This is a genomic window from Faecalimonas sp. LCP19S3_D12 (assembly GCF_052121495.1).
Classification (GTDB): domain Bacteria; phylum Bacillota; class Clostridia; order Lachnospirales; family Lachnospiraceae; genus Faecalimonas.
In genome coordinates, this window is record NZ_JBQKED010000035.1 from 1 (window position 1) to 25,300 (window position 25,300).

Below are 25,300 nucleotides of genomic sequence, written 5' to 3' on the forward strand. Positions count from 1 at the left end.
AACCTCCCATCCCTGCTTTTCGCAGTATTTTTCCAGCATATCACGCTGGTTTGCGATACTGGCACTTTCGCCTTGCAGGTCATCGTCCTTTGACAGCCTGCAATAGACCGCCGCACGATAGCCCCCGGCAAGTGCCTTTCCGATTGTTCTGTATTCCATTTCGTTCATCATAGCCATTTACCCACACAATCCAGACGGTATCTGGCTCTTTTGAACCTCATCTTCATTATAGCCCATATCTTTCTTTTTAGCAAGATATTCTTTCGTATTTATCTTTCCGTATTTCTGGGAAATCAGGCTGACGAACACATCAGTGGCGTCCAGTTCTCCGTCAAACACAGTAGTCACATGAATCTCTGTTTTGTTTTTTGCCATAGGCAGTTATCCTCCATACATGAAAATAGCCAGACAGAGGGTGTCGGCAACGAAGTCCGGCAACGGGCTTCAAAAGACCTTGCAAACAATCTCAATCTGGCACTACTTACTATTTATACTTTTCTTTTATTTTTCTGTTGTTTTGGTTGTTATAAGGGAGAAAAGCCCGGAAATAAGGGATTTTCCCCGGCAACCGGCTCGGCAACGGGATAGCAACAGGAGGTGCAACGGGCTGTCATTCTCAGAATGGAAGCTCCATCTGTTCTGTGACCTCCACAAAACCGTCCATCGTTTTTTCAGACGGGTTGCCGGAGTCCGTTGCCGGGTTTTCACGCTCCCAGCCCTTTTGTCTGCCATATTCTGAAAACATTCTTGGGTTCGGGAAGTACCGCCAGCCGGAAATGCACTGGTTCATAATCTCGTTGATTTCCCGGATTTCCCATTGCTTCGGCTCGTCAAAGGCATGGTTCAAGGCTTCCTTGTAAAGCTGCTTGGAGCAGACCATGCTCCCGGTGTACTTATCAAGATACGCCTGTATCATTCCGGCTTTGGTGTCCTCCGGCATAAAATCCCGCTGGTGTTCTTTGAGATACCGCTGCATGGCGGGGCTGAACGCCAGCTTGAACCTGCCGCTTCGGTAAATCTCCATTGCTTCCGCCCACATCTGCCCGATATAGGCTCTGGAAGCGGCTTCGTCCTCCAAAATGTGAACCTCGGCTTGCTCCGGGTACACCATGACCGGGATAAAGCGGCGGTTGCCGGAACGGTCAAGGGGCAGGAAGTCAAGGGCATTGGAAGTGCCGCCAAACACGCACTGACGGGGGCGGTCTGCCGGATGGGTTTCATAGGGTATCTTGTAGACCTCTTTCTGCCGACTTAAAAACGACTTGATTTCCTCAATGCTCTTGGCGTTGGCGGTTGCCATCATTTCCGACATTTCGATAATCCAGTGACCTTGCAGCTTGCGGTACACATTGTCATCGTCCAGCTTCCGCAAATCATCGGAGAACCACTCGTCCCGGACTGCCAGCAGACGGAAGAAAGTGGACTTGCCAACCCCCTGACCGCCTACCAGACAGAGCATGATTTCAAACTTGCACCCCGGCTGAAAGGCTCGTGAAATAGCGCCCATCAGGAACAGCTTCAACGCTTCATAGGTGTAATCGTCTGCGTCAGCCCCCAGAAAGTGCCGCAGGCAGAAACGGATTCGTTCTGTACCGTCCCACACAAGGGTATTGAGATAGTCCCGGATGGGATGGTACTTGTTTTCATTTGCCACAATCCCGATGGCGTTATCAATCTTTTTCTCATTGGTAAGCCCGTAGGTTTCTTCCAGATAAAGAAGCAGATACTTCATGTCCGTATCGTTCAGGGCTGTGCTTTCCCTATGGAAGCCGATGGGCCTTATGATGTCCTTGTGGTCGGTCAGGATGTTGTATGCGATAGCCCCGGAAAGCAGCGGGTCACGCTGGAATACGGTCAGGCAGTTCCGTATGCTCTGACGGACACCGCCTTTCTCGGTAGTTTCCAGTCCCGCCTTGATTTCCTCAATGCTCTGGGGTGGCTGCATGGCGTTCATGGTGTTTTTTAGTTCTTGCTGCGTCTGCGGCTGCAAGCTCTGCCATTCGCTGTTCAAGCTGTATCACATCCTTTCCGTAGTCCGTAATCAAAGCCGCTTTTTCCTCCGTTTCCCCAAAGAGCAGCACATCCAGCAGATATTCCACTTGGTCTTGCTTCTGTAAGGCTTCCACAAACCGGGGATGAAAGGCTTCCTCCGGGGAGTGTGGGGCGTAGTCCGTTCTCCATGCCATAAGCAAATGAAGATAATCGGCAAGAATACAAAAGCAGCGGTTCTTTGCTTCCTGAAACTGTTCCTCCGGGGATTTCTGCCGGGGCTTGGGCTTTTTTGCCTTTCCCGGCGGCTTCCAGTCCTCATAGGAAAGCCCGAAGTCCTGTGCCAGTTGTACGGCGGCTTCTTTCTTTCCCAGCCCATACAGGGCGACGGCAAAATCAATCACATCCCCATCCGCACCGCAGCCGAAGCAGTGGTAACGCCGATCCAGCTTCATACTTGGGGTTTTATCGTTATGGAACGGGCAGCAAGCCATCCCGTTCCGACCTACATGGATTCCATAATGCTCCGCAGCCTGTCTTGTTGTGACGGACTGCTTCACAGCTTCAAATACATTCAAATCTATCCCTCCTTGAAAAAAAGAAAAGCACCTGACATTCTCTGACTGAAAATGGCAAGTGCCTGTTAAAGTTCCATATCCTGTTGTCTGTGTTTCGTCTGTGCTGGGGCGGTTCTTTGTGCTTTTTTCTCGTCTGCCTTATCCTGCAAGACTTCCTTGATGGGCTGCTTCTTGGGCGGCTCTTTGCTTTCCTCTGTGCCGGGTGTGGCTTTCCGTACCCAGTAGCGGATGTCCCGCAGCTTCTTCAAATCAGCCTGCACCTCGGTCAGCTGTACTTTCAGCTCTGCGATTTCGCTGAGAAGCGTTTCCTGCTCCTGTTGTAGTTCCTTTTGGGTGCTATCCTTATCGTCCGGGTGCTTAGCAAGGTAGGCGGCGGCTTTCTCATACCGGGCAACCTCCGGGTGTTCCTGCTTGAATTTCTCCTTTGTTTTCTTGAAAAATATCTTCTGGTACTTCTCATAGACAGGCTTACATTCCTTGCAGTCTGTCCGGCTGGCAAGAATCCCGTCAATCACTTTGCTGCGGGTTTCCTTTGGCTTCATCTGATTGCGGTAATCTGCGGCTGATTTCCCGGAAGATTCCAGAAATGCTTCCAAATCCTCTACGGTGGAAAGCCCCTTTCGCCGGAGATAGGACAATGCTTCGCTGACTGCCTTTAAGTCCTTGGAAGTCCCCCGGTTTTGTCCAGCCCTCGTCCAGTCTTTCCGTTCTTCCTTTCGTATCTCCATATATTTCATCAGTAGATTGGGAAGAAGTGTCGCTTCTTCCGCCGCCTTTTGTGCAAGCAGTTCTTTCCGTTTTTCTCCCAGCTCGGTAATCCAGCCTTTGAGGTTTTGGATAAGCTGCCGGATGGACTTCATCAGGCGGTTGGCGGCTCTGATTTCCCGGTTCAGGCTGCCGATATTCGTCTGAATACCACGCTTTTCCATCTGACGGACAGCAGCCCCCTCATGGACAGTAGGGATAATATCAAGCCCCTGTCTGGCATAGGAACGCAAGTCCACACGCTCCGGGCGGTCATTGGCTTCCAGATAGCGGTTCTGGATGACTTCCCACTCATGCCGCCAGATTTCACAATACTTCTGGTCGTTCCAGTCAACGGTATCTTCCTTATGGCTTTTCCACCTGCCGGACGGAAGTTTTATCCGTTCCCCATTCTCGTCAAGGTCATAAACCTTGCGGCTCTTAGCAAGCCATTTCCCATGTTCGTCCATTGCCCGCATGGTCAGCATGACATGGGAGTGGGGATTGTGTCCCGGCGGATATGGGTCATGGATAGCAAAGTCAACAATCATGCCTTTGGAAACAAATTGCTGCTGACAGAACTCCCGGACAAGGACAGCGTACTGGTTGGGCGGTATCTCTCTTGGGATAGTAAGCACCCATCGCCTTGCAAGCTGGGAGTTCCATTGCTTTTCCACCGCTTCGACGGCGTTCCATAGGGTATTGCGGTCTGCATACTCTGGTGGGGCGTTTGCCGGAAGCAGGATTTCATTATGGACGATACCACGCTTTTCCGGGTAGTGCTTCACTTGCTGGTCGTATTCACAGAACAGTTTTTCGCCGCTTTGGTAAGCAGCGGCGGCAACCGCAGACTGTTGTTGGCTTCGCTGTATGATAGAAATTTCGTTGTGTGGACAGGGCATTTCGTGTCCCTCCTTTCGGTAATTAGTAGATGAGGTGGCGTTTTACCACCTCATTTTGGGCAGAAAAAAAGCAGGAGACCTTTTCAGATTTCCTGCTCGGTGTGCCGCTATGTGGGCGGTGGGTATTTAATTGTAAAAGTTCAGGGCAAGTTGACCCGATGTGAAGCTGAAAAACCGGAATTTGGCTAATTATTGTGTTTTAATGATTCTATAAACTACCCCCAATTGTGCAGGGTCTGTTTCTTGAATCATTCCATTAAACCATATTGTAACGATATCTCCCACCTGAACATCTTCCACTAAATTTTCTGCCGATACATAATACTCCCCCTCATTCATCTGACAAAAGCCTTCTGCTGTACTCACATGCGTTACAAGAAGTTCTCCATCATCGGTAATTTCTTTTACTTTTGCATTAAAATTGATAACCTCCATTGGAATAGACGTATCATCTTTTTCAATATCTCTAAATATGATTCGTTCGTCATCAATGACTACTATGAGCTGACCTTCAGAACTCCTTTGATAATGATATCCGCTTCCGAAATTAGATTGATTATTTTCAGATGGTAACTCTGTCCCTGCCACTGTTGACACAATTTCCCCATCCATTGTTCCACAACCAGGCATTGACGCTACATATCCTGTGTCTTTATATATAACACCATCAACCATAACACATGGAGGATATGAGCCAGTATCTGCTGTTTGCTCGTTTTGTACTACATCATCATTTTCTTTATTTTCTGTTTCTACGGACACATTTCCAGACACAGGTTCTTTATTTTCTTGATTCGTTCCACATCCAGCCATTCCTAGCACCATACATAATACAAGCAGATAGATTACTTTTTTCATAATACATGCCTCCTTAACTTATATTTTTTAACTCTATAAACCAGAATTTACTCAATTCTTACTTCGACACCTTCGACTTCAACATAAACTGTTTTGTCTGTATCAGTATCGTTTTGCATGGATACACCAATTTTGAACCATTCACCCTGTACTGCATCAAACTCAACAGGCATTCCACGAGTTAGATACGTTGATACATATCCAGTTTCAACATTTTCATTGACTGGTGATAAAAGAACTTCTGTATCGTCTAATCCCTCACCAGATGAAATAGTAATCTTTTTGCCTGTTGCTGATATTTCTTCGTCTGAATAAACAAAAGCTTCTGTACTTCCAGCAGGTACGGTAATACTTATCTTATAGTTATCTTTCTTCCCACAGCCTGCCAACATAAAAACACAAACCAATGAGAAAACAAATATTATCAATTTTTTCATACAACCACACTCCTTTACAATTTCTAATTTCTTGTTCTGCTTAACTCCATGATAAATGGGAACGTTGTTTATCCAAAATGGAATGGAATAACCATATCAAGTAAAAATGCAAGAATTGTGCTAATTGTTCCCATTAGCACAGAACTCCTCAGTGTGTCTCTCCTCAAAACAATAAGTCCAATAATAAAAACTGCAAATTCTAAAACAGAGAGCGCTTTGAAATATCCCCATCCATATACAAAAACCATGTTAAACAATACTGCTAAAATCAATATTGATAGCATAAATGCCGGTTTGCTTTTCCCTTTCGCATACCAACAGACAAATGCCAAAAAGGGAGAAATAATGGTAAAGCCAAACCAAATCATAGCGTAGCTTCTTGGGAAAAAACCTGCGATATAGTTTGAATACAAATAGTAACTTGTAACCATACCGATAAAAAATACAAAAACATTAACGCTTGCTCTCATTGCAGAATTACTATAAATAGAAATACACAATGCGATCAATACCCAAATTGCAAAACGCCCAAGAAAATTATGAACATCCAATACGCTATCTATCGCCATAAGCACACTTGGAAGTTCGGCTTGACGGAAATCCAAAAATTTTGAAAATGTCCCCAAAGCTATTCCAAGGGACAATATAATTATGGTATTTATAATTTTTCTATTAACAGATATAGGATTTCCTACACTCCTTATATCATTTAAAAATTTGTTCATAGTCATCTCCAAAATTCAAATTGTTAGTATCTTGCGATACTAAAATCATCTTCTGTATATGCTCTCATTGCATTTTTGAAAAAAGTAATATCGTCATCAGAAACACCCATTAGATATATTTCTGTGCCATAATGAGCACTGCAAAATCTACGCTGTCCACTATCAACATTGATTGTGAAATATTTTGTCATTTTGTTGTATATGCTTTTGTCTTGTGGATTTTCTGATAATAGTTCTGTTAAAAATTCTTTTGTAACTATGCCTTTAATAGAACCTTCATAATTAGCTTCCGTAAGATTTCCGTATTGTAATGCTTGTTGTATTTCTTCACTTTCCTCTTTCCAACATCTTATTTCCAAACTATTACCAACATGGACAAAATATTTCACAAGTTCTTGCCACCAGTGTGAAGATATATGACAGTCTATCATCTGCAAACTAATTTCGCCCATACAATCACACTCCTCTGTCAAACCTAATTTCTTGTTCTGCCTAACTCCTTGATAAATGAAAAATTGTCAGTTTACTTGGGTAGCTCTTTTTCTTCAACAGAAACCGTTTCAAGTTCAATGTCATTCCAATAAGAACCAATATCTGCACTTGTAAAGTATTCAAAATTACCTGTGGAAGATTTCAGATTACCGTTCTTAACTCCATTGCAGATATAAATCAGTTCGTAGTTTGTCCCATCTGAGAGGTTAAATCTAAAACTGGTCACATTTGCTCCTATGTTTTCTTTAACCTTCTTTTCTTTCAATAATAATCCCTCGAACATATCATACAGAACTTTTATACTACTTTCATCAACAACTACTTTTTTTTCTGCTGATACAGGTGCTCCTGTATAGTGATACATTTCAATATTTTCAACATCTCCGACATCGAATGGGAAGTTAATATTCTTTTCCTCACTGTTATTACAGACAGCTAAAGCAAGAACACAAATTAGCACTATGACTAGTATTACTAATTTTTTCACACCATCACGCTCCCTTGGCAATTCCTGATTTGTTACTAATTTTATTATACTGTATTGCCTATTAAAAAGATAGCGTATTTTATAAAACTTGTCGGCTGGAGACAGCTTGCAACGCAAGGTGTCCCCAGATGGCAAGTCCACAAAAGGGTAGCTGGCGGCAGCCAGCGCAGGGGAAGCGTAGCGTCCCCTGTTTGATTTAGAGCAGACCATGACTGCGGAAAATCACAGCCCTTCGGCGAGGAGCCTTCGGAGAACGCAATGCGCCAACCTCTGGGTGGTGTATAATTGCGCCCTTAGTAAACTAAGGGGTTTCCGGCTTCTCCCGTTCCAGCAGTTTTTTCAATAGTTCCTGCGTGTCCTGCCTGTGAAAAATGAGTTTCAACAGCAGCATGACATCATCATCGGTCAGGCGTTCCGGTTCTTGCAGAAAACTTTCCAGCATACCGCCACGAGTACAGAGCCGGTGCGTCCGTTCCTTTCGGGTAAGCTGCTTCAACTGGTGCTGCAATGCCTTTTCATCATTGATGGCTTTCCGCAGCTTCTTTTCGCTTTTCTCCAGCTCCCAGTTGAGTTTTTCCAGCTTTGAGGTCTCAGGCAAGGGCAGCGTCCTCCTTTCCCGGTATCAGCACATAAATCCGGTTTGGTTCTCCAACGCCCTGACGCACCCGCATGATAAGCCCGGCGGTTTCCAGTTCATTCAAAGAACGCTTGACCGTCATGGAGCTGCGGGACAGGACTGCGGCAATGGCTGTGACAGGGAAGCAGACAAAGAGGATTCCGTTTTCGTCCTCCTGCCCTTTGGATAGCATAGCGTCCAGCATCCGGCAGTACATGACCTTTGCGGTGCTGCTGACTGGAAATCCTGTCAACGCTCTGGGCAATGGCATACAGGGCGGCAATGGTGTGTCTATCGTCATAAATTCAAAATTCATTCGGTGTGTTCCTCCTTTTTCTTTGCTCGTTTGGATAAATAACGGGGGCAGTCAATCACAACCGCCCGGAAGCTCTGCTTGCACCCATGCTGGCATTTCCGGCACAATTCGTTGTAAGTGACACGCCCCCGGTCATTGAGGTAAAAGGAAAGCTCATGCTTCCTCTTTTTGCTCATTCTCGGCATATTGTGTTTCCTCCCGTTTTCGTGTATGGTTTCGGGGCGATTTTCGGCAAAATTACAGCCATAGAGCCGCCTAAAATCTCCCGAAGTATCAGCGATAGGGTAGACTATCCCCCTATCAGATTGTCGTGTTTCGGTATCATTTCGGTGTCAGTTCGCCAGTTCTCCCCGGTGTCGTTCCTCCCCTGAATCTCACAGCGGCGTATCGCTCCCTTTGGTACGCTCGTTTTGGTCAGGGTTCCTCCATATCCCTGCCAAAAGTCATGACGCTACATCGCCGGGGAAGCATATCCCACACAGGCTGGTCATTCGATTGGAATAATCCATCGATGAACTACCTGTATCATAGAACATTTTTGTGCCCTATGCCGTATGTCCACAAAGTAGGAATTAGGGGTAAAAATCAGAAATTTCCACGATTGCGGAAAGTGTGATATAATCCAGTTAAGCGGCAGCAATGAAACCGCCGGAAAGGAGCGTGTGCCCATGAAAGGAACAACAAGCATACAGGAACGCCTTTGGGAACTCCGCAAAGACAAAGGCTTAAATCTGGAAGAATTATCAGAGCTGACGGGTATTTCCAAATCAGCTCTTGGAAGTTATGAGAAAGAGGATTATAAGGAAATCAATCATGGCAACCTTATCACGCTGGCAGACTTCTATAGGGTTTCCGTTGATTATCTGCTGTGCCGGACAGAGAACCGGGAGCAGATCAACACGCCACTAACAGAGCTGCATTTGAATGATGAGATGGTGGCACTTCTGAAAAGCGGTCGGATTAACAACCGTCTGCTCTGTGAGCTTGCCACTCATAAGGACTTTATCAAGTTTCTTGCGGATATTGAGATTTATGTGGATGGGATTGCCACCATGCAGATTCAAAATCTCAACGCTCTTGTCGATAGCGTCCGGCATGAAATCATTGAACGGTATCGCCCCGGCGAAGATGACCCCCATTTGAAGGTGCTGCAAGCTGCCCATATCAGTGATGATGAATATTTCAGCCACATGGTTCTGGATGACCTCAACCTTATTATCCGGGATATTCGGGAAAACCACAAAAAGGACAGTGAGAGTGCGCCCCAGACCACCGTTGCCGATGAACTGAAAGAAAATCTGGAAGCGGTCGAAAATTTCAAGGGCAGCCGGGATGAAAAGCTGGTTGTTCTTTACTGCAAGCAGCTTGGTATCAACTATAAAAATCTGTCAGATGAAGAATTTCGCTGGCTCATTCGGATTCTCAAAAAATCAAAGAAAATGGGAACGCCTATCAGTCAGAGGAAAAAACGGTAAAGAAAAACCGCTGTTGCATGGTTTGTTGGCTTCCATGTAGCAGCGGTTTGTGCTGTGGGTATTCAGTTAAATTTTCAGAACGACAAGCTGAAAGTTGTGGTGTATCTTATCAACTCGTCCGTTTATTGTTCATTATATAAAATAACAATACTATTATAAATGAAATAAGCTGACCAATCAAAATTCTCACTATTTGCATACTATCTGCTTCATTATTTGATATAACATGAACGAGATTAGTGACAATTACATTATTGAACAAATGGTCTCCAAGTCCCATCCACAATGAGCCTGTCAACTTATATAATAAGGACCATTTAATACTCATGATGCCTGCCAAAACTATATATCCAATTCCCATAATCAAAAGGGTTGACAATGATGATTTTCCTTCTATGTAGTCACGAAACGGCATTACCCAATGCCACACGCCGAATAGGAATGCAATAAAAAAAACTGCTTTTATGTATGATATACTTTCAAGAAATTTAGCAAAAATCCCTCTGAAAACTCCTTCTTCCATCCATACGTTTATCATATTAAAAACAATGCATATCAGCACAAAAAATACACCTGTCTGCTTTTCCGTTTCGCCACTCAGAGAAAAGCCGCTTGCATAGAATTCCAGTTCCACATTTTGATTTGTAATGTACAATATCAAACACTCAATTCCGTATGCAACAGCAAAACAAACGCTGCCTAATAAAATTCCTTTTCCGCAATTTCCAATTGCATATTCATTTACAAATCCAATGTCTTTCCACTTCATTTTTGAAATAGGAAGAATAATAAATAAAAGAAAAATCCCAAATAACTTATGGATAAAGTTCTCTGACAAGAACGATTCGTCAGTTCTTATAAAAAAATATTCAACTATTCTTGCCGCAGCACATATCATAAAAATTAGCCAGCAAACTATCACTGGATGCTTTCTAAATTTATCCATAAAACTTCTCCTCTTTGTTCTCGCAAATTACTAAATTAGGATTTTTCCACTTCCACCTTCTTGCCCTACGGACAAGAAGTATCCCTCGCTTTCAGCTCGGTCAATTCCGATTTGTCATAATCATTCTATCACACCGTTATGAATAAATCATCTCATGCAAAATAATTTCTTCTGCCCGGTTGTGAATGTTATTGCAACGCTGCACCCATTCCATTTGATGGGTACGCTTTAATTCTTCGGTCACGCCCTCGGCAGCTTTCATCTGTTCCATGATGGTGTCTAACCGTTCCTGTGCCTGTTCGTTCAGGTCTGCAAGATATGTCCATAGCTCTCCGGTCAATATCAATGTGTTCAATCTGGCTGGGTGGACTTCTCTTAAATATTCCCGGTGTAGCCGTCCATACTTTCCAATAGGGCGGTGTTCTTCCGGCAGCTTCAAATCCGGGATGTAGTAATCCCCAACAAGGATATAATCAATTCCGTTTTCTGTTATTCTTGGTTTCAATTCGCTCATGTTCCTTACCTCCTGTGGAAGCAGGCTCGTCTGGTACTAACTCAATCACATCGGTAATCTCACAATTCAGCGTTTCGCAGATACGGGCTAATGTGTCCATGCTGATGTGCTTTCCCTCTTTGCTCATGTTGGCAATCATATTCGTTGTCATACCGGCGGCAAGCCTTAAATCTTCTTTTCTCATATCACGCTCTAACAGTGTATGCCAGAGTGGTTTATAGCTGATGTGCATATTGTTTTCCTGCCTTTCTATCCATACCACCGGGGCGGCTGCCCCGGCAGGAACTTTTCTCTTATTATAGCACCAATCTTGTGTAATCACAATTTATTCTTGTATCCTGCCGCTGATACCGTCTGGATTGTGCTTTTCCTTTCTTTTGTTCCCTTTAATTAGCCATGAACTGCTTCATGCCCTGTGATTTTGCTGATGTGCGATAAAGAAGTAATAGAAGTGTAAAAAATTTTGCCGTTCCTATCCGGCACTTGGCCATTGTGTCGGATAGGTCGGGCGTTAGGCTTCGGGCAAGTCAATTTTGCCGACAAAGCTGTAATAAATCTCAATGTCCTGCCTGCGGGTGCCGTTCTCGTCATAGCTGCACTCATGCACGACGATTTTCTCAATCATTTCCCGCAAGAGGGTGGGTGTCAATTCCTCAAAGGCAAGGTGCTTGCGGACAATCCCCATGAATTTCTCGGCGTTAACGGTGGCCGCCTGCGACTTGTCCAGTTCCGCCTGCAATGCGGCGGTGCGGTCTTTCAGTTCCCGCTGCTCCTGCTCATAGTCTGCCGACAGTTCCATGAAACGCTCGTCGCTGATTTTGCCGTTCACATTGTCCTCATACAGCCGCTTGATAATGCGGCTCACTTCGGCAATCCGCTCCTGCGCCTGTTCAAGCTGCTTGGTGGCTGCGGCGGTCTTTCTCTTGCCGCCGATTTCGTTCTGCTGGATCAGCAGCTTTACAAAACGGCTCTCGTGCCTGGCAGCATACTCCGTCACTTGCCGGAGATTGGAGAGGACACCGGCGGTCAGCAGGTCGGTGCGGATAAAGTGCGCCGTACAGTCGCGGGTGCGCTTCTTGTAGCTGCCGCAGATGTAACAGTCCTGCTTGCGGTTCTTGTTCTGATACCGCTGCTGGTACATCACATGGCCGCAGTCGGCGCAGAACAGCATACCAGAGAACAGCCCCACTTCGTCATAGCGGTTCGGGCGTTTGCGCTGCTTGCGTAACTCCTGCACACGCTCCCATGTTTCCGTGTCAATAATCGGCTCATGGTGGTTCTCAAAAATGGCCTGCTTCTCAATGGGATTTTCTACGCTGTGCTTGGTCTTGTAAGAGGGCTTTTCCGTCTTGAAGTTTACCAGACAGCCGGTGTACTCCCGGTTTTCGAGGATATGAACGACGGTGTTCGTCGCCCATTTACACTCATAGCCGGGGTGGTAGCGGCGTGTGCTGCCTGTCCTGCGGTATTCCAGCGTCCCCGGCGTGGGGATTTGCTGTTCCGTCAGCATACGGGCAATCTTGGTCGGGCCGTTCCCCGCAAGGCAAAGCTGGTAAATCTGCTGGACAACCGGCGCGGTTTCCTCGTCAACGATATAGTTCTCGTCCTCGTCCATGAGGTAGCCATACACCGGCTTGCTGGTAACGGGCTTGCCGCTCATGCCTTTTGCTCTTTTAACTGCCTTGATTTTCTTGCTCGTATCTCTCACCAGCCATTCGTTGAACAGATTTCGCAGAGGGGTAAAATCATTGTCCATGCCGCCGTTTGCGCTGTCCACATTGTCGTTGACAGCGATAAAACGCACGCCCTTTTGAGGGAACAGCATTTCCGTGTAAAACCCTACCTGCAAGTAGTTTCGCCCTAACCGGCTCATGTCCTTGACAATGACCGTACCAACTTTCCCGGCTTCAATGTCCGCAAGCATGGCTTGAAATCCGGGCCGCTGGAAGTTCGCGCCGGAATAACCGTCGTCGGTGTACCAGCGCAGATTGGTAAAGCCGTTCTGTTTTGCGTAGGTTTCGAGTATCCTTTTTTGGTTCGATATGGAATTACTCTCGCCTTGCAGCTCGTCCTCATGGGACAATCTCGGATAAAGGGCGGTAATGAGGTTTTGGGTGGCTTGTCTTAACATAAAATCCTCCGTTTCCGACAGCCAGCCCCACTATTCCGTGGTTTCATTGTACCACGGAACAGCGGGGGCTGTACAGCGGCAAAAGCGTTAAATTTGCTTCTTTACAGTCGGTCAAATTGCCGGTTTTTGCGTAGCAGCGGCTTCCGCTTCCAGTACCCGCGCCATTTTGTCGGCGGCGGTGGTCGTGGTATCTTTCTTGAAATAGCCGGACACGACAAGGACGGAATTGCCCATGCGGATTTCCGTCACGCAGTCGGGGCGGCGGGCGGTGCGGGTGTCGTGCTGCTTGTTATCTGCCATAGGCAATACTCCTTTCAGTCGGTAATCAGTTTCTTCATGCTCTCCATTTTCCGCTTGGCGGTTTCCTGCCGGAAGTTGTCGCCGGTAAAGCGTACCGGGACGCACATGGAAAGCAGCCGGTCATAAATCCGGGAATGGGCGGTGTCCTCCGGGTTTCGCAGGTCGTCCAGCGTGAGGTTGGTCGTGACGATCAGCGGCTTGCCGCTGCGGTAACGGCTGTCAATCACATTGAAAACCTGTTCCAGCCCGTAGTCGGTGCCGCGTTCCATGCCAAAGTCGTCAAGGATCAGCAGCGGATAGCGGCAAAGGCGGGAAATGTACTCGTTGCGCCCCTCAAAGCTGGCGGCAAGGTCATTGAGGATCAGGGCAAAGTTCGTCATGTGGACGGGGATTTCTTTCTCCATGAGGGCGTTTGCGATACAGCCCGCAAGGTAGCTTTTCCCGGTTCCTACGCCGCCCCAGAACAGGCAGCCGATATTGTCTGTCCGCATATCCTCCCAATGCTCCACATACCGGCGGGCAAGCCCGGCCTGCGGGTTCCTGCCGTTGTCATTCTCGAAAGTCCAGTCCCGCATGGCGGGGTCGGTAAAGCCCCGGCGTTTCAGTTCTTCCACGGTGTCAAGGTGCCTGCGCCGCTTTTCGGCGGCTTCCCGTTCCTCGCGGGCGGTTTTCTGGCAGTCGCACTCTGCCGGGTGGCGGTCGCGCCCGAAGATAGCGGCCTTATCCGGCGCAAAATAGGCTTCTTTCGGCTTGCGGCACTTGCCGCAGTACAGCAAACCGTCCTCGCCGGTGTAGTCCTCCGGCTCCGGGGTGGTGGCCGTCATATTCTCCAAAACAGCGTTGATTTCGTTCTTCATAAACTCTCGCCCTCCTTGCATGAGTAGTCTGGTATGCCCTTTTTCGGGGCTTTCTTAGTTGCGTCCTCCTGCGCCCATTTGTAGATGGTGGCGGCATGGCTCTTGTATCGCTTGCCGCTGGACGCGATATGGCAGGATAGCCGGTCAATGTAATAGTCCCATTTGCCGGGCAGGTCTGCTTTCAGCCCGTCCAGTTCCGATTGCGAAAGAAAAACATTTTCATACCGGCCATAGGCGGCGCGGGCGGGTTGTCCCGTATCTAACTCTCGCTCTCTCTCTTTTTCTATCTCTTTCTCTATCTCTATCTCTGGCGGACAAATGTCCGCTTGATATGGTGGACATTTGTCCGCCCCGGCCTTTGGCAAGGCTTTCTGCTCCTGCAAAGCCAGCCTTGCCCGCCGTTTTCGCTCCCCCTCGGTAGAGGATTGGCCGATCAGTAGTTCAATGTTGCTCATATACAGTGCGCCGTTCTGTAACGGCTCCACAAGCCCCAGCTTCATAAAAATCTGCAAGGCCCGTTCTACGGTGCCGACTTGCTGACGGGTAATGGTGGCAATCATCTGCGCGGTGTAGGGGATATTTTCATCAAGCTGCAACTTCCCGCCGTTTTTCAGCGATTTCAGGTACAGTTTCAAGAGGATGTTGGAATAGAGGATACCGTCCTGCATACTTTCCAGCAGCACAATGGCGTCCTCGTCAAAGTAATTCTCTTTCAGCTTGAGGTAGTAGTATTTTCGGTTGTCTGACATGGTTCCTCCTTTGGGTGGATTTGGGGTGTTTGTACGCATTTAGAACGCCGTTTCCGGGGGAAAAGGATAAATGTATCGCGTACCCTTTGACACCCACGAAAAAAGCCTTGATTTATGCGGGTTTGAAAGGCTCTAAAGCGTGACATCTCTGCCTTTGTTTCCGCTTTCTCTCGGCGGCGCGGATTTTCTTCATGCGCCCGGCGCAGTCGGGGCAGTATTTCCCCCGGTTGGATTTGGGGACAAAGGCCGCTCCGCAGACGGCACACCGTTTCCGGCTCCCCCGGTATAAGAGGGCTGCGGACAGCTCCCCGTCAAGGGGCAGGACAGCCACACGGAACCAGCGGCACATGAGGGAAAGGGAAATGCTCTGGACGCACACGCAAGGCTCCCCGTCGTCTAACAGCAGGCAGTTCCCCTCGTCGTAGTTACAGCACTCATGTACCAGCCGCCGCGCCCGCCGGTGCTGGCGGTAGTCCATGCGGGGCAGGTTATCGCTCATGGCTCTGCTCCTTTCTGCGGTGCGGCTCGTCCCGGCGCAAAATCTGGTTGATATTCCGCTTGACGGTCTGCAACTCCTTGAACCGCTGCTTCTGTTCGTGATAGGTGTTATACAGGCCGTCTTTCTCGGAGATAAGCTGCTCGATCTCGGCCTGCAACGCTTTCCGGGCGGGCAGCTTGGTAATGCCATGCGCCTTGAAATACCGGGCGGCTGCGTCGGCTATGATAAAATCGCTCTCATGGGCCTGCCGGTATGCGGCGCGGGCTTTCTCGGATTTCTGCGCTTTCAACCCGTCGCGGGCGGGCTTGGTCTGGGCGTAGGCCAACACCTGCCGCTGCAACTCCTTTTTCCCTTGCAGCTTGGTTTCCAGTGCTTTCAGTTCGCCGCTGGTCTGGCGCATTTCCGCATAGGCGGTATCAACGGCGGCTTCTAACTGCTCCGGGGAAGTAAAGCCGTACTGCTGGTAGACGGACAGCGTTTTGGCGGCCTGCTTCAGATTGTGTATCTTCGCCCAGCGTTCATAGCCCCGGCCTTTGCCCTCGGCCATTTTCTGCTCAATGTCCACAAGCCGCTGCACTCCGTCCTGTTTGGGGGCGGTTTGAGGGGCTTTTGCGGGCTGTATGCCGCGTTTCTCCTGCCAGGGGTATTCAGGTATGGCTGCGGCCTTTTCTATGGCTCTGGCGGCATTCTGCTCCAAAACGGCAAGGACGGCGGTGCGGTCAAAATCGTCGCCCAGCTTCCGGGCGGTGATGGGCTTTGTCCTGTCCGGCGTGAGATAGGACAGCCGCCCCCGGCTCTCCTTGACGGTCACACCCTCCCGCAGCAGCAGAGAGGAAAACTCGTCAAAGCTGGCGGCGGTGGCAAGGGCTTTCCGTATGGTCTGCCGCAGCTTTTCCTTGTTCGTTTCAAACTTGGTCTGCCGGGGCGTGATACCATCGGCAATCATGGGGGCGTTCTGCTTGTCCAGCGCGGCTTGTCCCTTTTTCTGCGCCCAATACTCCCGGTCGGTGATGCGGTTCTTGCTGCCGTTCAAGAGGTCGATTTGGTAAAGCCCCTCCCGGTGGCACATCTCCATGACTTCGGATTTGAAGTAGCGCAGGGCAGCGTCGGTACATCGGTGCTTGCAGCCGGCTTTCGTGTCGGCTGGCCTGTCCATGTAGGGCAGGAACGGCACTTCCTCAATCCGCAGGCTGTTTATGACGATATGCACATGAATGTTGCCGCTGTGGTTATGCCCGTCCGGGTGGGTGCAGACAAGGGCTTGGTGGCCGGGGAAATGTTCTTTACAGAATTGCTCCCCCAACGCCTGCGCCCGGTCTACGGTCAGGCCGTTGTCCGGCCCGTCCCGCGGGTCAAAGCTGATGATGTAGTGGTGGCTTTTCACATCTTCCCGCCGCTGGTTTTTCTCATAGCGGAGATTGGCCCGCATACACGCAACGGCAAAATCCTCCCCGCCGCAGTTCAGCGTAGACAGCCGGTAGTCCTCGCGGGGGATAAGCCTGCCGGTTTCATCAAGGACGGGCTTCATGGTAAATTCGTCATGCTCAAAGAGCAGGTATTGTTCGGCGGCTCCGTAGTCGGCGTTTTTAGAGTTGATATGTTTGAGTGTTGCCAACCGCGTCACCTACTTTCTTTAAGACTTCATACTTGAGGGCGGCAAGGTCGGCTATGGCGGCGCGTACCTCGCCGGACAACGCATGATAGGGCGCGCCGTACTCGTTCAGATACCGGGCAATCTGGTTGAGGTTGCCGCCGATCCTGCCGTACTCGGCTGCGAGCTTCCCGACAGCGGAGAGCAGTTCGTCATTGACCGACGACACATGGAGTACGGGGCGTATGGTGGTACGCCGGATCGCCTGCCGGAGAAATTCCGACTGGCTGATACCATAGGGCGCAAGCCGCGCTGTGAAGTCGGCGTATTCATCTTCGGTCAGCCGGGTTTTCACAACGCGGCTGCGGTGGGGTGTGTTGTATTTTTTTCGCATGGTCGTGACCTCCTTTCTTGCCGCATGAGCGCGGCGGGGATAAGCGGCGCAAGCCGCATAGCAGGGTTTGGGGAAGGCACTCCCCAACAAGTTTCCCGCGAGGGGCAAAACCGCAGAATTGCGGATTTTGGCACCGTGGTAGAAACTTGCTCTCGCTCTCGCTCTCGCTTCTCTTTACATTGACAACACAAAGCCCATTTGCTATAATATCGCGAAGAAGAACAGCCATGTTGTTCTAATTTCAGTATCGGAGGTATTCATATGGCAAACTGCAAAAACAGAAACTTTGCTAAAAATTCAAAGGCATATTCTGTCTACCTGCTGTTCCGATTTGTCTTTTCCCTGGCGGTTTCTATGTCCACAGTGCTTTCCATCGTGTACCACCTGGAGGTGGTGCAGCTGGATGCTTTCCAGCTTGTCCTGGTAGGGACGGTTCTGGAGACCTCCTGCTTTCTGTTCGAGATACCCACCGGTGTGGTGGCGGATTTGTATAGCCGTCGGCGCTCGGTGCTGATTGGAATGTTCCTCTACGGCCTGGGCTTTCTGATGGAGGGTGCGCTACCGTGGTTCGCGCCGGTTCTGCTGGCCCAGGTTGTCTGGGGTTGCGGTGATACCTTCATCACCGGCGCTCTGGAGGCGTGGATTGCCTCGGAGGAAGAGGACAAACCCATAGACAAGGTGTTCCTGCGGGGCAGTCAAATGGGGCAAATCGGCGGCGTTCTGGGCGTGGTGCTGGGCACACTGCTGGGAAACATAAACCTGCAAATGCCTGTCATCTTGGGGGGCAGTTTGTGCTTGTTGTTGGGGCTGGTGTTGGTTCGCATCATGCCAGAAACCAACTTCTCCCCTGCTATTGAGGAACGGCAGGGCTTGCTTAAAGACTTTGTCTGCCTGTTCAAGCTCAACCTGGGCTTTGTGAAAGGCGCACCTGTGTTGCTGGCGCTCTTAGCAATCACACTATGCGGGGGACTTGCCAGTGAAGGCTTTGACCGGCTCTCCACCGCTCATTTTCTGGATGACACGGTAATACCCGTTATCGGGCCGCTGAACAGCGTCACTTGGTTCGGTGTTATCAGTCTTATCGGCAGCGGCTTAGGTATTCTGGCTTCTCAGTTGCTCATCGCCCGCATGGAGAAAAAAGGGACTGTCAGCCGAACCAGTGTGGTCATGTCCACCAGCGCCGGGTATATCCTGTGCCTGGTTCTCTTCGCGGTGGGGCGGAGCTTTTGGTTCATGTTGTTGGTGTTCCTGCTGGCGGGGCTTATGCGCACCATCAAGGAGCCTGTGCTGGCCGCCTGGATGAACGACCATGTGGATGAGAAAATGCGCGCCACAGTCTTTTCCACCAGCGGACAGCTGGACTCTTTCGGGCAGATCATCGGCGGGCCTATTGTGGGGCTGGTAGCCCAGCAGGTGTCCATACCCTGGGGGCTGGTCTGTACCGCTTTCCTGCTGTTGCCCGCGCTGTTCTTAGTGCCGGTGGCGGGAAAGAAGCGGGATTGATATGGCATAGTTAAGTTTACTGACGAGCGGGAGATTACTTCCGCTCGTCTTCATTTAGTAGCGCAAAATTTGAGGACTCTTTATTTCCTTATTCGGTATAGCGGAGGCGGCTGTCAATTCGACATAATTTTCTTGTGATACTTTACCGTACATGAGCATTCGCGCCCGGATTGTCGTTTCCGTACCCCTCAAGGAGATTGATAACGCCCCAAATGCCAAGCCCCGCACCAAGGGCAATAACAAGGGTCTGTAATACTTCGATAGCACTATTGAAAAATTCCATATATACCTCACTTTCTGCCGCGTGTTGCGGCTGTAAAAATTTTGATTGTTGTGTTTTGGGTAAAAAAATAGCGGTAGTCCCTTTGACTGCCGCCTGTGCTGCCGGATAGTTCCCGGCGTTTCGTTATTCTGTTGTAAGAAGTGCGCTTTTGGTAGGGGCGCGCACCTCATAGCCCATGTTCACATTGGGGATTGCGTCAATTCCTCCTTTCCGCGTTTCTGCTCATAGTAGCGTCCAAAGGCTTCTGCAAGCTGCTGTATGATTTCTTCTTGCTGCCGTTTTTGATTGTATGCAAAATCGACAAGCCCCTGTATGGCTTCGGCAATCTGCCGTTTGGCGATTTTCTTTCTGATACGCTTATTCATGGCGTTTCCTCCTGTAAAGCTGCCGCGTCAACCTCGTAATAGTCAAAGACTTCATCGGGTTTGACGATAGCGGGGCGGCGTTTCAGTTCCTTTTCCATATCAAAGGCGTTTTTCTTATCAAAGTCAGACAGATACTTGTAGTTCGGGTGCTTCGTTATATCGTACTTATCAGAGAAAAACGGGCGAACGCCGCGCACCTGTAAGATACACTTGCCGCCGTCCATAACGGCGATTTCGTCCTGTGTCATCAGCTCTTTTCCTAACTTTTGGAAGTTCAGCCCATGGGACAGCTCGCGCCCGCGGGTTTCGGACGTGTTGAAGCTGTCAATGGTTTCTTTCCCCAAGATTTCCGACATTTCTTTGAGGGTCGTTTTCTCCTTGCCGCCCAAGAAAAGCGTCGTGTCGCAGTTTCCGACTATGGTATCGGCGTTGTCCTTGTAGATTGCCTTTAATTGGCTTTGCGATTGCAGAATGATAGAAGCGGAGATTTCCCGGCTCCTTATGGTGGCAATGAGCTTTTCAAACTTCGGTATCTGCCCGATGTTCGCAAACTCGTCAAGCAGACAGCGCACATGGACGGGCAGCCGCCCGCCGTACACGTCGTCGGCTTTATCGCATAACAGGTTGAAAAGCTGCGTGTAAAGGATAGATACGACAAAATTAAAGGTGTCGTCCGTATCGGAAATGATAACGAACAATGCCGTTTTACGGTCGCCTATGGTATCAAGTTCCATTTCGTCGGTTTCCATAAGCTCGCGCAGTTCCTTAATGTCGAACGGGGCTAACCTTGCGCCGCAGGAAATGAGGATTGATTTTGCGGTCTTGCCCGCCGCAAGTTTGTATTTCTTATACTGTTTGACGGCAAAGTGTTCCGGGTCTTTTTCTTCCAAGCGTTCAAACATGAGGTCAACGGGGGATTGAAATTCCTCGTCGTCCTCGCGGGCTTCCGACGCATTTATCATTTCAAGAAGCGTTGTGAAGTTCTTTTCTTCCTCCGGGGCTTCATACCAGATGTAGCCGATAAGGGCGCAGTAAAAGAGCCGTTCCGCTTTCACCCAAAAATCTTCCCCGGATTTTTCCCCGTCGCCTTTGGTGTTTGCGATAATGGTATTTACCAGTTTCAAAATATCCTTTTCGCTGCGGATATACGCGAACGGGTTATATTTCATGCTTTTTTTGAAGTTAATCGTATTCAAAACCTTTATCTTGTAGCCGCCGCGCTTTAAGAGCCTGCCACACTCCACAAGGACGGTGCCTTTGGGGTCGGTAACAACGTAACTGCTGTGCATTTGCATAAGGTTTGGTTTTACGAAAAACCTTGTCTTGCCGCTGCCGGAACCGCCGATAACAAGGACGTTTTTGTTCCTTGCATATTTAGGCTGCTTCGGGCGGCTGCTCATCATCAGCCGTTCGGTCTGCGTCAGAATGATGTTGTTTTGAAATACGGGGTCAACATAGGGCTTTATATCCTGTGCGCCGCCCCAACGGGCGGAACCGTACTCCATGCCTTTGCGGTATTTCTTCGCGTTCTTGCCTTTGACATATACAAGCAGACGGATAACCGCCGCGCCCACAATGCCTATCAGTAAATCTAACGGAACAAGGCTCGGCATTGCACTTTGAAAGGCGGCTGCAAAGCCGTCCCCAAGGTGCAGCACCTTTTCCGACATATCCAGTCCCGGAGAAAGGCGCACCGCCTGTCCGATTTTATCAAAGAGATAGACGAACAGGAGATACGGGGCGTTTAGGATAAGCAGCTTTTTGATTTCCGGCTTCATAAATCAATCCCCCTTTCCTTGTTTTTCAGCTTGCCGCGCTCGGCGTTCTTTGCTGCCGCCTTTTCTTTCATGGCGGTTATGGTCTGCCGGATAGAGGGCTTTTCCCGCGTGTTCAGCTTCTTTTGGGAAAATTCCTTGAAAGCTGCGGTCAAAACATCTGCGTCCCGCCCCTTGAAAAACACAAGATACCGGGGCGGCTGCTCCGTCGTGTCTTTTTTTAGGGCAAAGTCTATCCCGTATTTCTTCGCGGTACTCTCAAAGGCTTTGATGTTCCCGTCTGTGATTTCGATATTGGAAACGCCCGCGTTCTGCTTCATCAGTTGCTTTAAGGTCTGCTTGCCGCGCGGCTGCATGGCTTTTGTGGTCTGCTTCTTGATTTGGGAGAGCAGGAATTTCATGGATTTTTGAAGCAGCTCGGCGGTCAGCTTTGTTCCCTTGATAGACAGGGCAATCACTTTTTCGTTGACTTCCTCTTGCATTTACCGTCCTCCTTTCTCGGTCATGTAGCAAAAAGAAAGGGCAGCCGTTTTCATGCCGCCCGTCAAATCCGCACCAGTAAGCCGTTTAAGTCCTCGGCTCGGATACCCACCAGATACCAGTTGTCCCCGTACTCCATACGGGCAGGCTTCCATTTGCCGCCTGTGAATACTTCCATACAGTCGCCGCAGTCAAGCCCGCCGTAATACTCGGCAAGGTCAAAGCGAATGTCGTAACGGTCGGCGGTTTCGTCAAAAATCAAAGCTCCCTGTTTCATAAAATCGTCCTCCTTTTGGTTTTACAGGCTTTCGCCCTCGTTGCAGGAATAATAATCGGGGTCGCCGTACTTCGGCTTTTGTGGTGCAAGCGCGCCGCTTGCCATGTCGTGAGCGACAAGGGCGGTGTAATAGCTGTCAATGGTATTCGGTGCATTGAACAGCACCGCTTTTAGATACTGCTTGATGTTGCGGATTTTGGTGGTGTTCTCACGCATACAGTCAAAGACAAACTCAATGTGGCTGCTGTTGAGCTTCATAAACTTTGCCTTGACAAGCTCTGCCGGGTAGTCGTCCCCGGCGATACGGATTGTCTTTCTCCTTGTGCATACCGTTTCAAGCATGATAGAAACAATCTCGTCCAAGCGGTCTTTGTCAATATCCGTATGCTTGATGAAATGCTCATACTCGATATTATCCTTGATGATTTCCTCATAGATTTTGTATGCGTCATTCGCTTCCTTTCGCTTCCTTTCGCTTCCTTTCCGGCGGCTCTGCCGCTTCGTCCTCCAAAGGAGAGGGGTTAGGGGAAAGGATAGGAATGGAATGGGTATTTAATAAATCCGTATTTGATTTTTCTTTTTTTGGTAAGTCAGTTCTTTGTATCTCTTTATTTAATTGCATTGGATTTTCCAACGTAGGTTTTTCCAACATAGGATTTTCCTGCGTAGGTTTTTCCAATGTTGGATTTTCCAATGTAGGTAAATCCAAGACAGGCGGTTGCTCATAGATGATGTAATCAGCACCACGCAAGCGTCCTTTCTCGTCGCGTTCTCTTGAACGCTGGATATATCCGGCTTTTTCAAGTTCTCGGACAGCTTCGCGGATAGCGTCGATTTTCTCCCGGTTGATACGGGAAAGCCCTGCAAGGGTATAGTCCCAATCTTCGGGAAGTGAGAGCATTTGCGAAAGCAGCCCCTTTGCCTTTAAGGTCAAGTCCTTGTTGCGTAAGTGGTGGTTGCTCATTACGGTATAACCTTTGTTTCGTTCTACTCTGAAAACTGCCATAGTGTATTGGCTCCTTTGCTGTGGATTTGTTACGCAGTAGAACGCGGATTTTGAGGGGTAAGGTATCTTTTCCTTGCTTCCTCTGTTTTGCGTTCTGTAAGCCCGATAAATCAAGGCTTTTTTGCCCCTACTGCGTAACATGAGGGCATAAAAATAGCGGCGTTCCTGTTCTCCCTTATGGGAGTGAGAAACGCCGCTTTTGCGGTTTCTTTATTCTGTTTTGATGTGCCTATCCGCTGTTCATCAGCGACGGGGTGTTAGTATCAAAGGATTGCAGCAGCATATCAAAGCTCTGCCCGTTTGTAGTAAATCAGTAGTAAATTCAACCTACAATCCTCTGAAAATGCCCGTAAATCAAGGGTTTGGCGGGATAATCAACTAATTTTTCAAAAAAAACTAAATTTTTCCTCCTTTCTTTTTTACATACAAAAAAAGACACAAAAAACCATACGATTTTTCATGTCTCTCTTTATATTTCTTAGGATATTCCTTAAAATACTGCTTTTGGCTTCTGCCAAAATGAAATACTAACTACAAATCTTTCCATTTGTAAAAATATATTCGTTATTATAATAACACAATATATAGTATTTTACAATCCATTTTTCTATATATTGTATGTGTGATGTTTCTTATAAAATTTCTTTCTGTCCCATATTCCAAAGAAAAGCTTTAAGCGTATCTATCTCCTTTTCTTTGCATAAAATTCTCTTATTTTGATACAAATGAATTATCAGTCCAACCACGCCTATAATAAAATCCTGATTGACAAGATATTCCCCGGAAACATTCAAAAAAGAGGGATTTTTTCGTATTGTTTCCAATACTTTTTCTGTCAGTATATAACCCGATTTTTTCTCTCCTTTTTCTGTATAAATATCCCCTGTTCTTAAATCAATATAAACTACTTCAGACAAACACATAGCCCATGCAGAATCCATGCCCTGATCAAACAGGAAAATCGTTTTCCTTGGAAAATACTTTTTGAAAAAGTGCTGATAGATATTTAAACTTTCCACTTGTTCTTTTTCCGTCAAATAATATGCCGTTCTATATTCATAACCGTAAAAAGCCCGATTAGCAGATTCCCCGAAAAAGTAAAAAGAAGTTTTTTGTTCTTTCTCTCTGATATACCTGGCGACCGCCAGTCCACAATTATCTGTAGTATCTTCCACAAACACAATATCCATAGGGCTTTCTTCATTTGCTTTGCGAAAAGCATCTATCGTAGAATACTCGTAGATTGCATATACGTTATCTGACTGACACGCTTCCTTTCGGATTTTCTTTCGGATATCATCCAGGAGCTTACTTTCTTTTTGGTAAAATATCGCAATTTTTATCATTGGTATTCCCACCCTTTTTCTTTTAGAATAATATACCCCGGTAAAACTACAAGGTTTTTTGTATAAATTGCCTTTTTTATTGCGTAATTGGCTGTCAACGGTATTTTTTAGGGGCATGTCACCGACATACCCCAACCGTCATCAAATTTCTATGATATAAATGCAAAAAAATTTTCTTCCACATTCACACGACAGACTCTGTCATTTTCTAGTTCACGATACAATACAGAAAATACTTCCACGACTTCCTGAATGCTCAATCCCTGAATTTCTATATTCCGAAAAAGTTCTCCCAAGCATAAATCGGAATCTTTATATGCTTGTTTCACAAGGTTACAGGCATCTTCAATCGTCTTCACCGAAATACAGATTTCTGTTACTATATGCTCAGCCTTTCTTTTTACTGTCTGCTCTGTTTTAGGATTTTTTAATAAAATCCCCATTTTCAGCATGTCCTGTTTCCAACCTTGATAGGAAGGATATTCCTGTTTATCGACATATTTGCGAAACAGTCTGTATACCCCTCTCTCTGTATATGTTCCTTCCAGGTTCTCCTCATAACAGCCATACTGGTTTTTCTCGCGAACCTTTTTTAATTTCTGTAAACTCTTATCCTGTATATTCTTTGTCACTATTTGATATTCTTTTTCCATGTTTCTCCTTTT

The 25,300-nt window shown here is 47.8% G+C and carries 32 protein-coding genes and 3 pseudogenes; 3 read left to right on the top strand and 32 right to left on the bottom strand.

Features of this window, described 5'->3' with window-relative positions; all coding sequences use genetic code 11:
* A partial coding sequence (locus tag ACTQXY_RS10960) for a recombinase family protein (protein ID WP_441659511.1) occupies positions 1–177 on the bottom strand: 177 nt, incomplete at its 3' end.
* Complete coding sequence (locus ACTQXY_RS10965; RefSeq protein WP_009251541.1) at positions 178–375, bottom strand: hypothetical protein; 198 nt, start codon at positions 373–375, stop codon at positions 178–180. It lies immediately after the preceding gene.
* On the opposite strand from ACTQXY_RS10965, the gene ACTQXY_RS10970 reads away from it, so the two are divergent.
* Entirely contained in the window at positions 349–588 is a 240-nt protein-coding gene (locus tag ACTQXY_RS10970) for a tweety protein (RefSeq protein ID WP_081645077.1), read from the top strand. The genes ACTQXY_RS10965 and ACTQXY_RS10970 overlap by 27 nt on opposite strands.
* Before the next feature lie 28 nt (positions 589–616).
* Here the strand turns inward: ACTQXY_RS10970 and ACTQXY_RS10975 are convergent, their stop codons facing one another.
* From ACTQXY_RS10975 to ACTQXY_RS11025, 11 genes are all read right to left on the bottom strand, one after another.
* On the bottom strand, positions 617–1,954 hold the full coding sequence (locus ACTQXY_RS10975) for a VapE domain-containing protein (protein ID WP_441659512.1): 1,338 nt from the start codon (positions 1,952–1,954) through the stop codon (positions 617–619).
* Complete coding sequence (locus ACTQXY_RS10980) at positions 1,923–2,567, bottom strand: CHC2 zinc finger domain-containing protein (protein WP_441659484.1); 645 nt, start codon at positions 2,565–2,567, stop codon at positions 1,923–1,925. Before ACTQXY_RS10980 ends, ACTQXY_RS10975 begins: the two co-directional genes overlap by 32 nt.
* A 65-nt stretch (positions 2,568–2,632) precedes the next feature.
* Positions 2,633–4,213: a MobQ family relaxase gene (gene mobQ / locus ACTQXY_RS10985; protein ID WP_441659485.1), complete on the bottom strand. Its 1,581-nt coding sequence runs from the start codon at positions 4,211–4,213 to the stop codon at positions 2,633–2,635.
* A gap of 189 nt (positions 4,214–4,402) precedes the next feature.
* A complete protein-coding gene (locus ACTQXY_RS10990; RefSeq protein WP_441659486.1) occupies positions 4,403–5,071 on the bottom strand; it encodes a hypothetical protein in 669 nt (222 codons plus the stop codon).
* 47 nt (positions 5,072–5,118) lie between these two features.
* On the bottom strand, positions 5,119–5,508 hold the full coding sequence (locus ACTQXY_RS10995; protein WP_441659487.1) for an LptM family lipoprotein: 390 nt from the start codon (positions 5,506–5,508) through the stop codon (positions 5,119–5,121).
* A 68-nt stretch (positions 5,509–5,576) separates the two neighbouring features.
* Positions 5,577–6,233 (bottom strand): hypothetical protein, encoded by a 657-nt coding sequence (locus tag ACTQXY_RS11000; protein ID WP_441659488.1) that lies wholly within the window; start codon positions 6,231–6,233, stop codon positions 5,577–5,579.
* A 23-nt stretch (positions 6,234–6,256) separates the two neighbouring features.
* Positions 6,257–6,685, bottom strand: a complete 429-nt coding sequence (locus ACTQXY_RS11005; RefSeq protein WP_441659489.1) for a hypothetical protein — start codon at positions 6,683–6,685, stop codon at positions 6,257–6,259.
* Between the two features lie 71 nt (positions 6,686–6,756).
* On the bottom strand, positions 6,757–7,212 hold the full coding sequence (locus ACTQXY_RS11010; protein ID WP_441659490.1) for a hypothetical protein: 456 nt from the start codon (positions 7,210–7,212) through the stop codon (positions 6,757–6,759).
* A gap of 301 nt (positions 7,213–7,513) precedes the next feature.
* On the bottom strand, positions 7,514–7,810 hold the full coding sequence (locus ACTQXY_RS11015; protein WP_441659491.1) for a DUF3847 domain-containing protein: 297 nt from the start codon (positions 7,808–7,810) through the stop codon (positions 7,514–7,516).
* The gene (locus tag ACTQXY_RS11020; RefSeq protein ID WP_117554708.1) at positions 7,803–8,144 is read right to left on the bottom strand and encodes a replication initiator protein A; all 342 of its coding nucleotides are present in this window, start codon (positions 8,142–8,144) and stop codon (positions 7,803–7,805) included. Before ACTQXY_RS11020 ends, ACTQXY_RS11015 begins: the two co-directional genes overlap by 8 nt.
* Positions 8,141–8,329, bottom strand: coding sequence for a hypothetical protein (locus ACTQXY_RS11025; RefSeq protein ID WP_002304353.1), 189 nt, complete (start codon positions 8,327–8,329; stop codon positions 8,141–8,143). Before ACTQXY_RS11025 ends, ACTQXY_RS11020 begins: the two co-directional genes overlap by 4 nt.
* A 483-nt stretch (positions 8,330–8,812) precedes the next feature.
* Here ACTQXY_RS11025 and ACTQXY_RS11030 point away from each other — a divergent pair, with 483 nt between their 5' ends.
* A complete protein-coding gene (locus ACTQXY_RS11030) occupies positions 8,813–9,619 on the top strand; it encodes a helix-turn-helix domain-containing protein (RefSeq protein ID WP_441659492.1) in 807 nt (268 codons plus the stop codon).
* A 109-nt stretch (positions 9,620–9,728) separates the two neighbouring features.
* Here ACTQXY_RS11030 and ACTQXY_RS11035 read toward each other — a convergent pair whose 3' ends face one another.
* The 11 genes and pseudogenes from ACTQXY_RS11035 to ACTQXY_RS11085 all read right to left on the bottom strand — a co-directional run bounded on the left by ACTQXY_RS11035 (position 9,729) and on the right by ACTQXY_RS11085 (position 17,600).
* The gene (locus tag ACTQXY_RS11035; protein ID WP_441659493.1) at positions 9,729–10,565 is read right to left on the bottom strand and encodes a CPBP family glutamic-type intramembrane protease; all 837 of its coding nucleotides are present in this window, start codon (positions 10,563–10,565) and stop codon (positions 9,729–9,731) included.
* 136 nt (positions 10,566–10,701) lie between these two features.
* Positions 10,702–11,079 carry a TnpV protein gene (locus ACTQXY_RS11040; protein ID WP_253094625.1) on the bottom strand — a complete coding sequence of 126 codons (378 nt, stop codon included), beginning with the start codon at positions 11,077–11,079 and terminating at the stop codon, positions 10,702–10,704.
* The gene (locus ACTQXY_RS11045; protein ID WP_002592127.1) at positions 11,039–11,311 is read right to left on the bottom strand and encodes a helix-turn-helix domain-containing protein; all 273 of its coding nucleotides are present in this window, start codon (positions 11,309–11,311) and stop codon (positions 11,039–11,041) included. The genes ACTQXY_RS11040 and ACTQXY_RS11045 overlap by 41 nt, the downstream gene beginning before the upstream one ends.
* Positions 11,312–11,471: 160 nt before the next feature.
* Positions 11,472–11,570: pseudogene (locus tag ACTQXY_RS11050) on the bottom strand (Maff2 family mobile element protein); the annotation flags it as partial.
* Between the two features lie 20 nt (positions 11,571–11,590).
* On the bottom strand, positions 11,591–13,210 hold the full coding sequence (locus tag ACTQXY_RS11055) for a recombinase family protein (protein WP_074754402.1): 1,620 nt from the start codon (positions 13,208–13,210) through the stop codon (positions 11,591–11,593).
* Between the two features lie 111 nt (positions 13,211–13,321).
* Positions 13,322–13,510, bottom strand: a complete 189-nt coding sequence (locus tag ACTQXY_RS11060; RefSeq protein WP_020995296.1) for a transposon-encoded TnpW family protein — start codon at positions 13,508–13,510, stop codon at positions 13,322–13,324.
* A gap of 14 nt (positions 13,511–13,524) precedes the next feature.
* Complete coding sequence (locus ACTQXY_RS11065) at positions 13,525–14,367, bottom strand: ATP-binding protein (RefSeq protein WP_074754404.1); 843 nt, start codon at positions 14,365–14,367, stop codon at positions 13,525–13,527.
* A complete protein-coding gene (locus ACTQXY_RS11070) occupies positions 14,364–15,116 on the bottom strand; it encodes a phage replisome organizer N-terminal domain-containing protein (protein ID WP_074754406.1) in 753 nt (250 codons plus the stop codon). Before ACTQXY_RS11070 ends, ACTQXY_RS11065 begins: the two co-directional genes overlap by 4 nt.
* Positions 15,117–15,228: 112 nt before the next feature.
* The gene (locus ACTQXY_RS11075; protein ID WP_004452819.1) at positions 15,229–15,615 is read right to left on the bottom strand and encodes a cysteine-rich VLP domain-containing protein; all 387 of its coding nucleotides are present in this window, start codon (positions 15,613–15,615) and stop codon (positions 15,229–15,231) included.
* Entirely contained in the window at positions 15,605–17,230 is a 1,626-nt protein-coding gene (locus tag ACTQXY_RS11080) for a relaxase/mobilization nuclease domain-containing protein (protein ID WP_002584974.1), read from the bottom strand. Before ACTQXY_RS11080 ends, ACTQXY_RS11075 begins: the two co-directional genes overlap by 11 nt.
* Positions 17,202–17,600 (bottom strand): plasmid mobilization protein, encoded by a 399-nt coding sequence (locus ACTQXY_RS11085; protein WP_002584975.1) that lies wholly within the window; start codon positions 17,598–17,600, stop codon positions 17,202–17,204. The genes ACTQXY_RS11080 and ACTQXY_RS11085 overlap by 29 nt, the downstream gene beginning before the upstream one ends.
* A gap of 261 nt (positions 17,601–17,861) precedes the next feature.
* Here ACTQXY_RS11085 and tet(40) point away from each other — a divergent pair, with 261 nt between their 5' ends.
* Positions 17,862–19,103: a tetracycline efflux MFS transporter Tet(40) gene (gene tet(40), locus ACTQXY_RS11090; protein WP_441659494.1), complete on the top strand. Its 1,242-nt coding sequence runs from the start codon at positions 17,862–17,864 to the stop codon at positions 19,101–19,103.
* Positions 19,104–19,257: 154 nt separating this feature from the next.
* Here the strand turns inward: tet(40) and ACTQXY_RS11095 are convergent.
* The 8 genes and pseudogenes from ACTQXY_RS11095 to ACTQXY_RS11130 all read right to left on the bottom strand — a co-directional run.
* A pseudogene (locus ACTQXY_RS11095) lies at positions 19,258–19,386 on the bottom strand (Maff2 family mobile element protein); the annotation flags it as partial.
* A 179-nt stretch (positions 19,387–19,565) separates the two neighbouring features.
* The gene (locus tag ACTQXY_RS11100; RefSeq protein WP_441659495.1) at positions 19,566–19,751 is read right to left on the bottom strand and encodes a hypothetical protein; all 186 of its coding nucleotides are present in this window, start codon (positions 19,749–19,751) and stop codon (positions 19,566–19,568) included.
* Positions 19,748–21,529 carry a VirD4-like conjugal transfer protein, CD1115 family gene (locus ACTQXY_RS11105; protein ID WP_441659496.1) on the bottom strand — a complete coding sequence of 594 codons (1,782 nt, stop codon included), beginning with the start codon at positions 21,527–21,529 and terminating at the stop codon, positions 19,748–19,750. Before ACTQXY_RS11105 ends, ACTQXY_RS11100 begins: the two co-directional genes overlap by 4 nt.
* A complete protein-coding gene (locus ACTQXY_RS11110) occupies positions 21,526–22,008 on the bottom strand; it encodes a DUF3801 domain-containing protein (RefSeq protein ID WP_441659497.1) in 483 nt (160 codons plus the stop codon). Before ACTQXY_RS11110 ends, ACTQXY_RS11105 begins: the two co-directional genes overlap by 4 nt.
* Before the next feature lie 62 nt (positions 22,009–22,070).
* On the bottom strand, positions 22,071–22,283 hold the full coding sequence (locus ACTQXY_RS11115; RefSeq protein ID WP_099322272.1) for a DUF5348 domain-containing protein: 213 nt from the start codon (positions 22,281–22,283) through the stop codon (positions 22,071–22,073).
* 21 nt (positions 22,284–22,304) lie between these two features.
* Positions 22,305–23,289, bottom strand: a pseudogene (locus ACTQXY_RS11120) (DUF6017 domain-containing protein).
* A gap of 632 nt (positions 23,290–23,921) precedes the next feature.
* Positions 23,922–24,635 carry a hypothetical protein gene (locus tag ACTQXY_RS11125; protein ID WP_441659498.1) on the bottom strand — a complete coding sequence of 238 codons (714 nt, stop codon included), beginning with the start codon at positions 24,633–24,635 and terminating at the stop codon, positions 23,922–23,924.
* Between the two features lie 149 nt (positions 24,636–24,784).
* Positions 24,785–25,288, bottom strand: a complete 504-nt coding sequence (locus ACTQXY_RS11130; RefSeq protein WP_441659499.1) for a hypothetical protein — start codon at positions 25,286–25,288, stop codon at positions 24,785–24,787.
* Positions 25,289–25,300 lie beyond the last annotated feature (12 nt).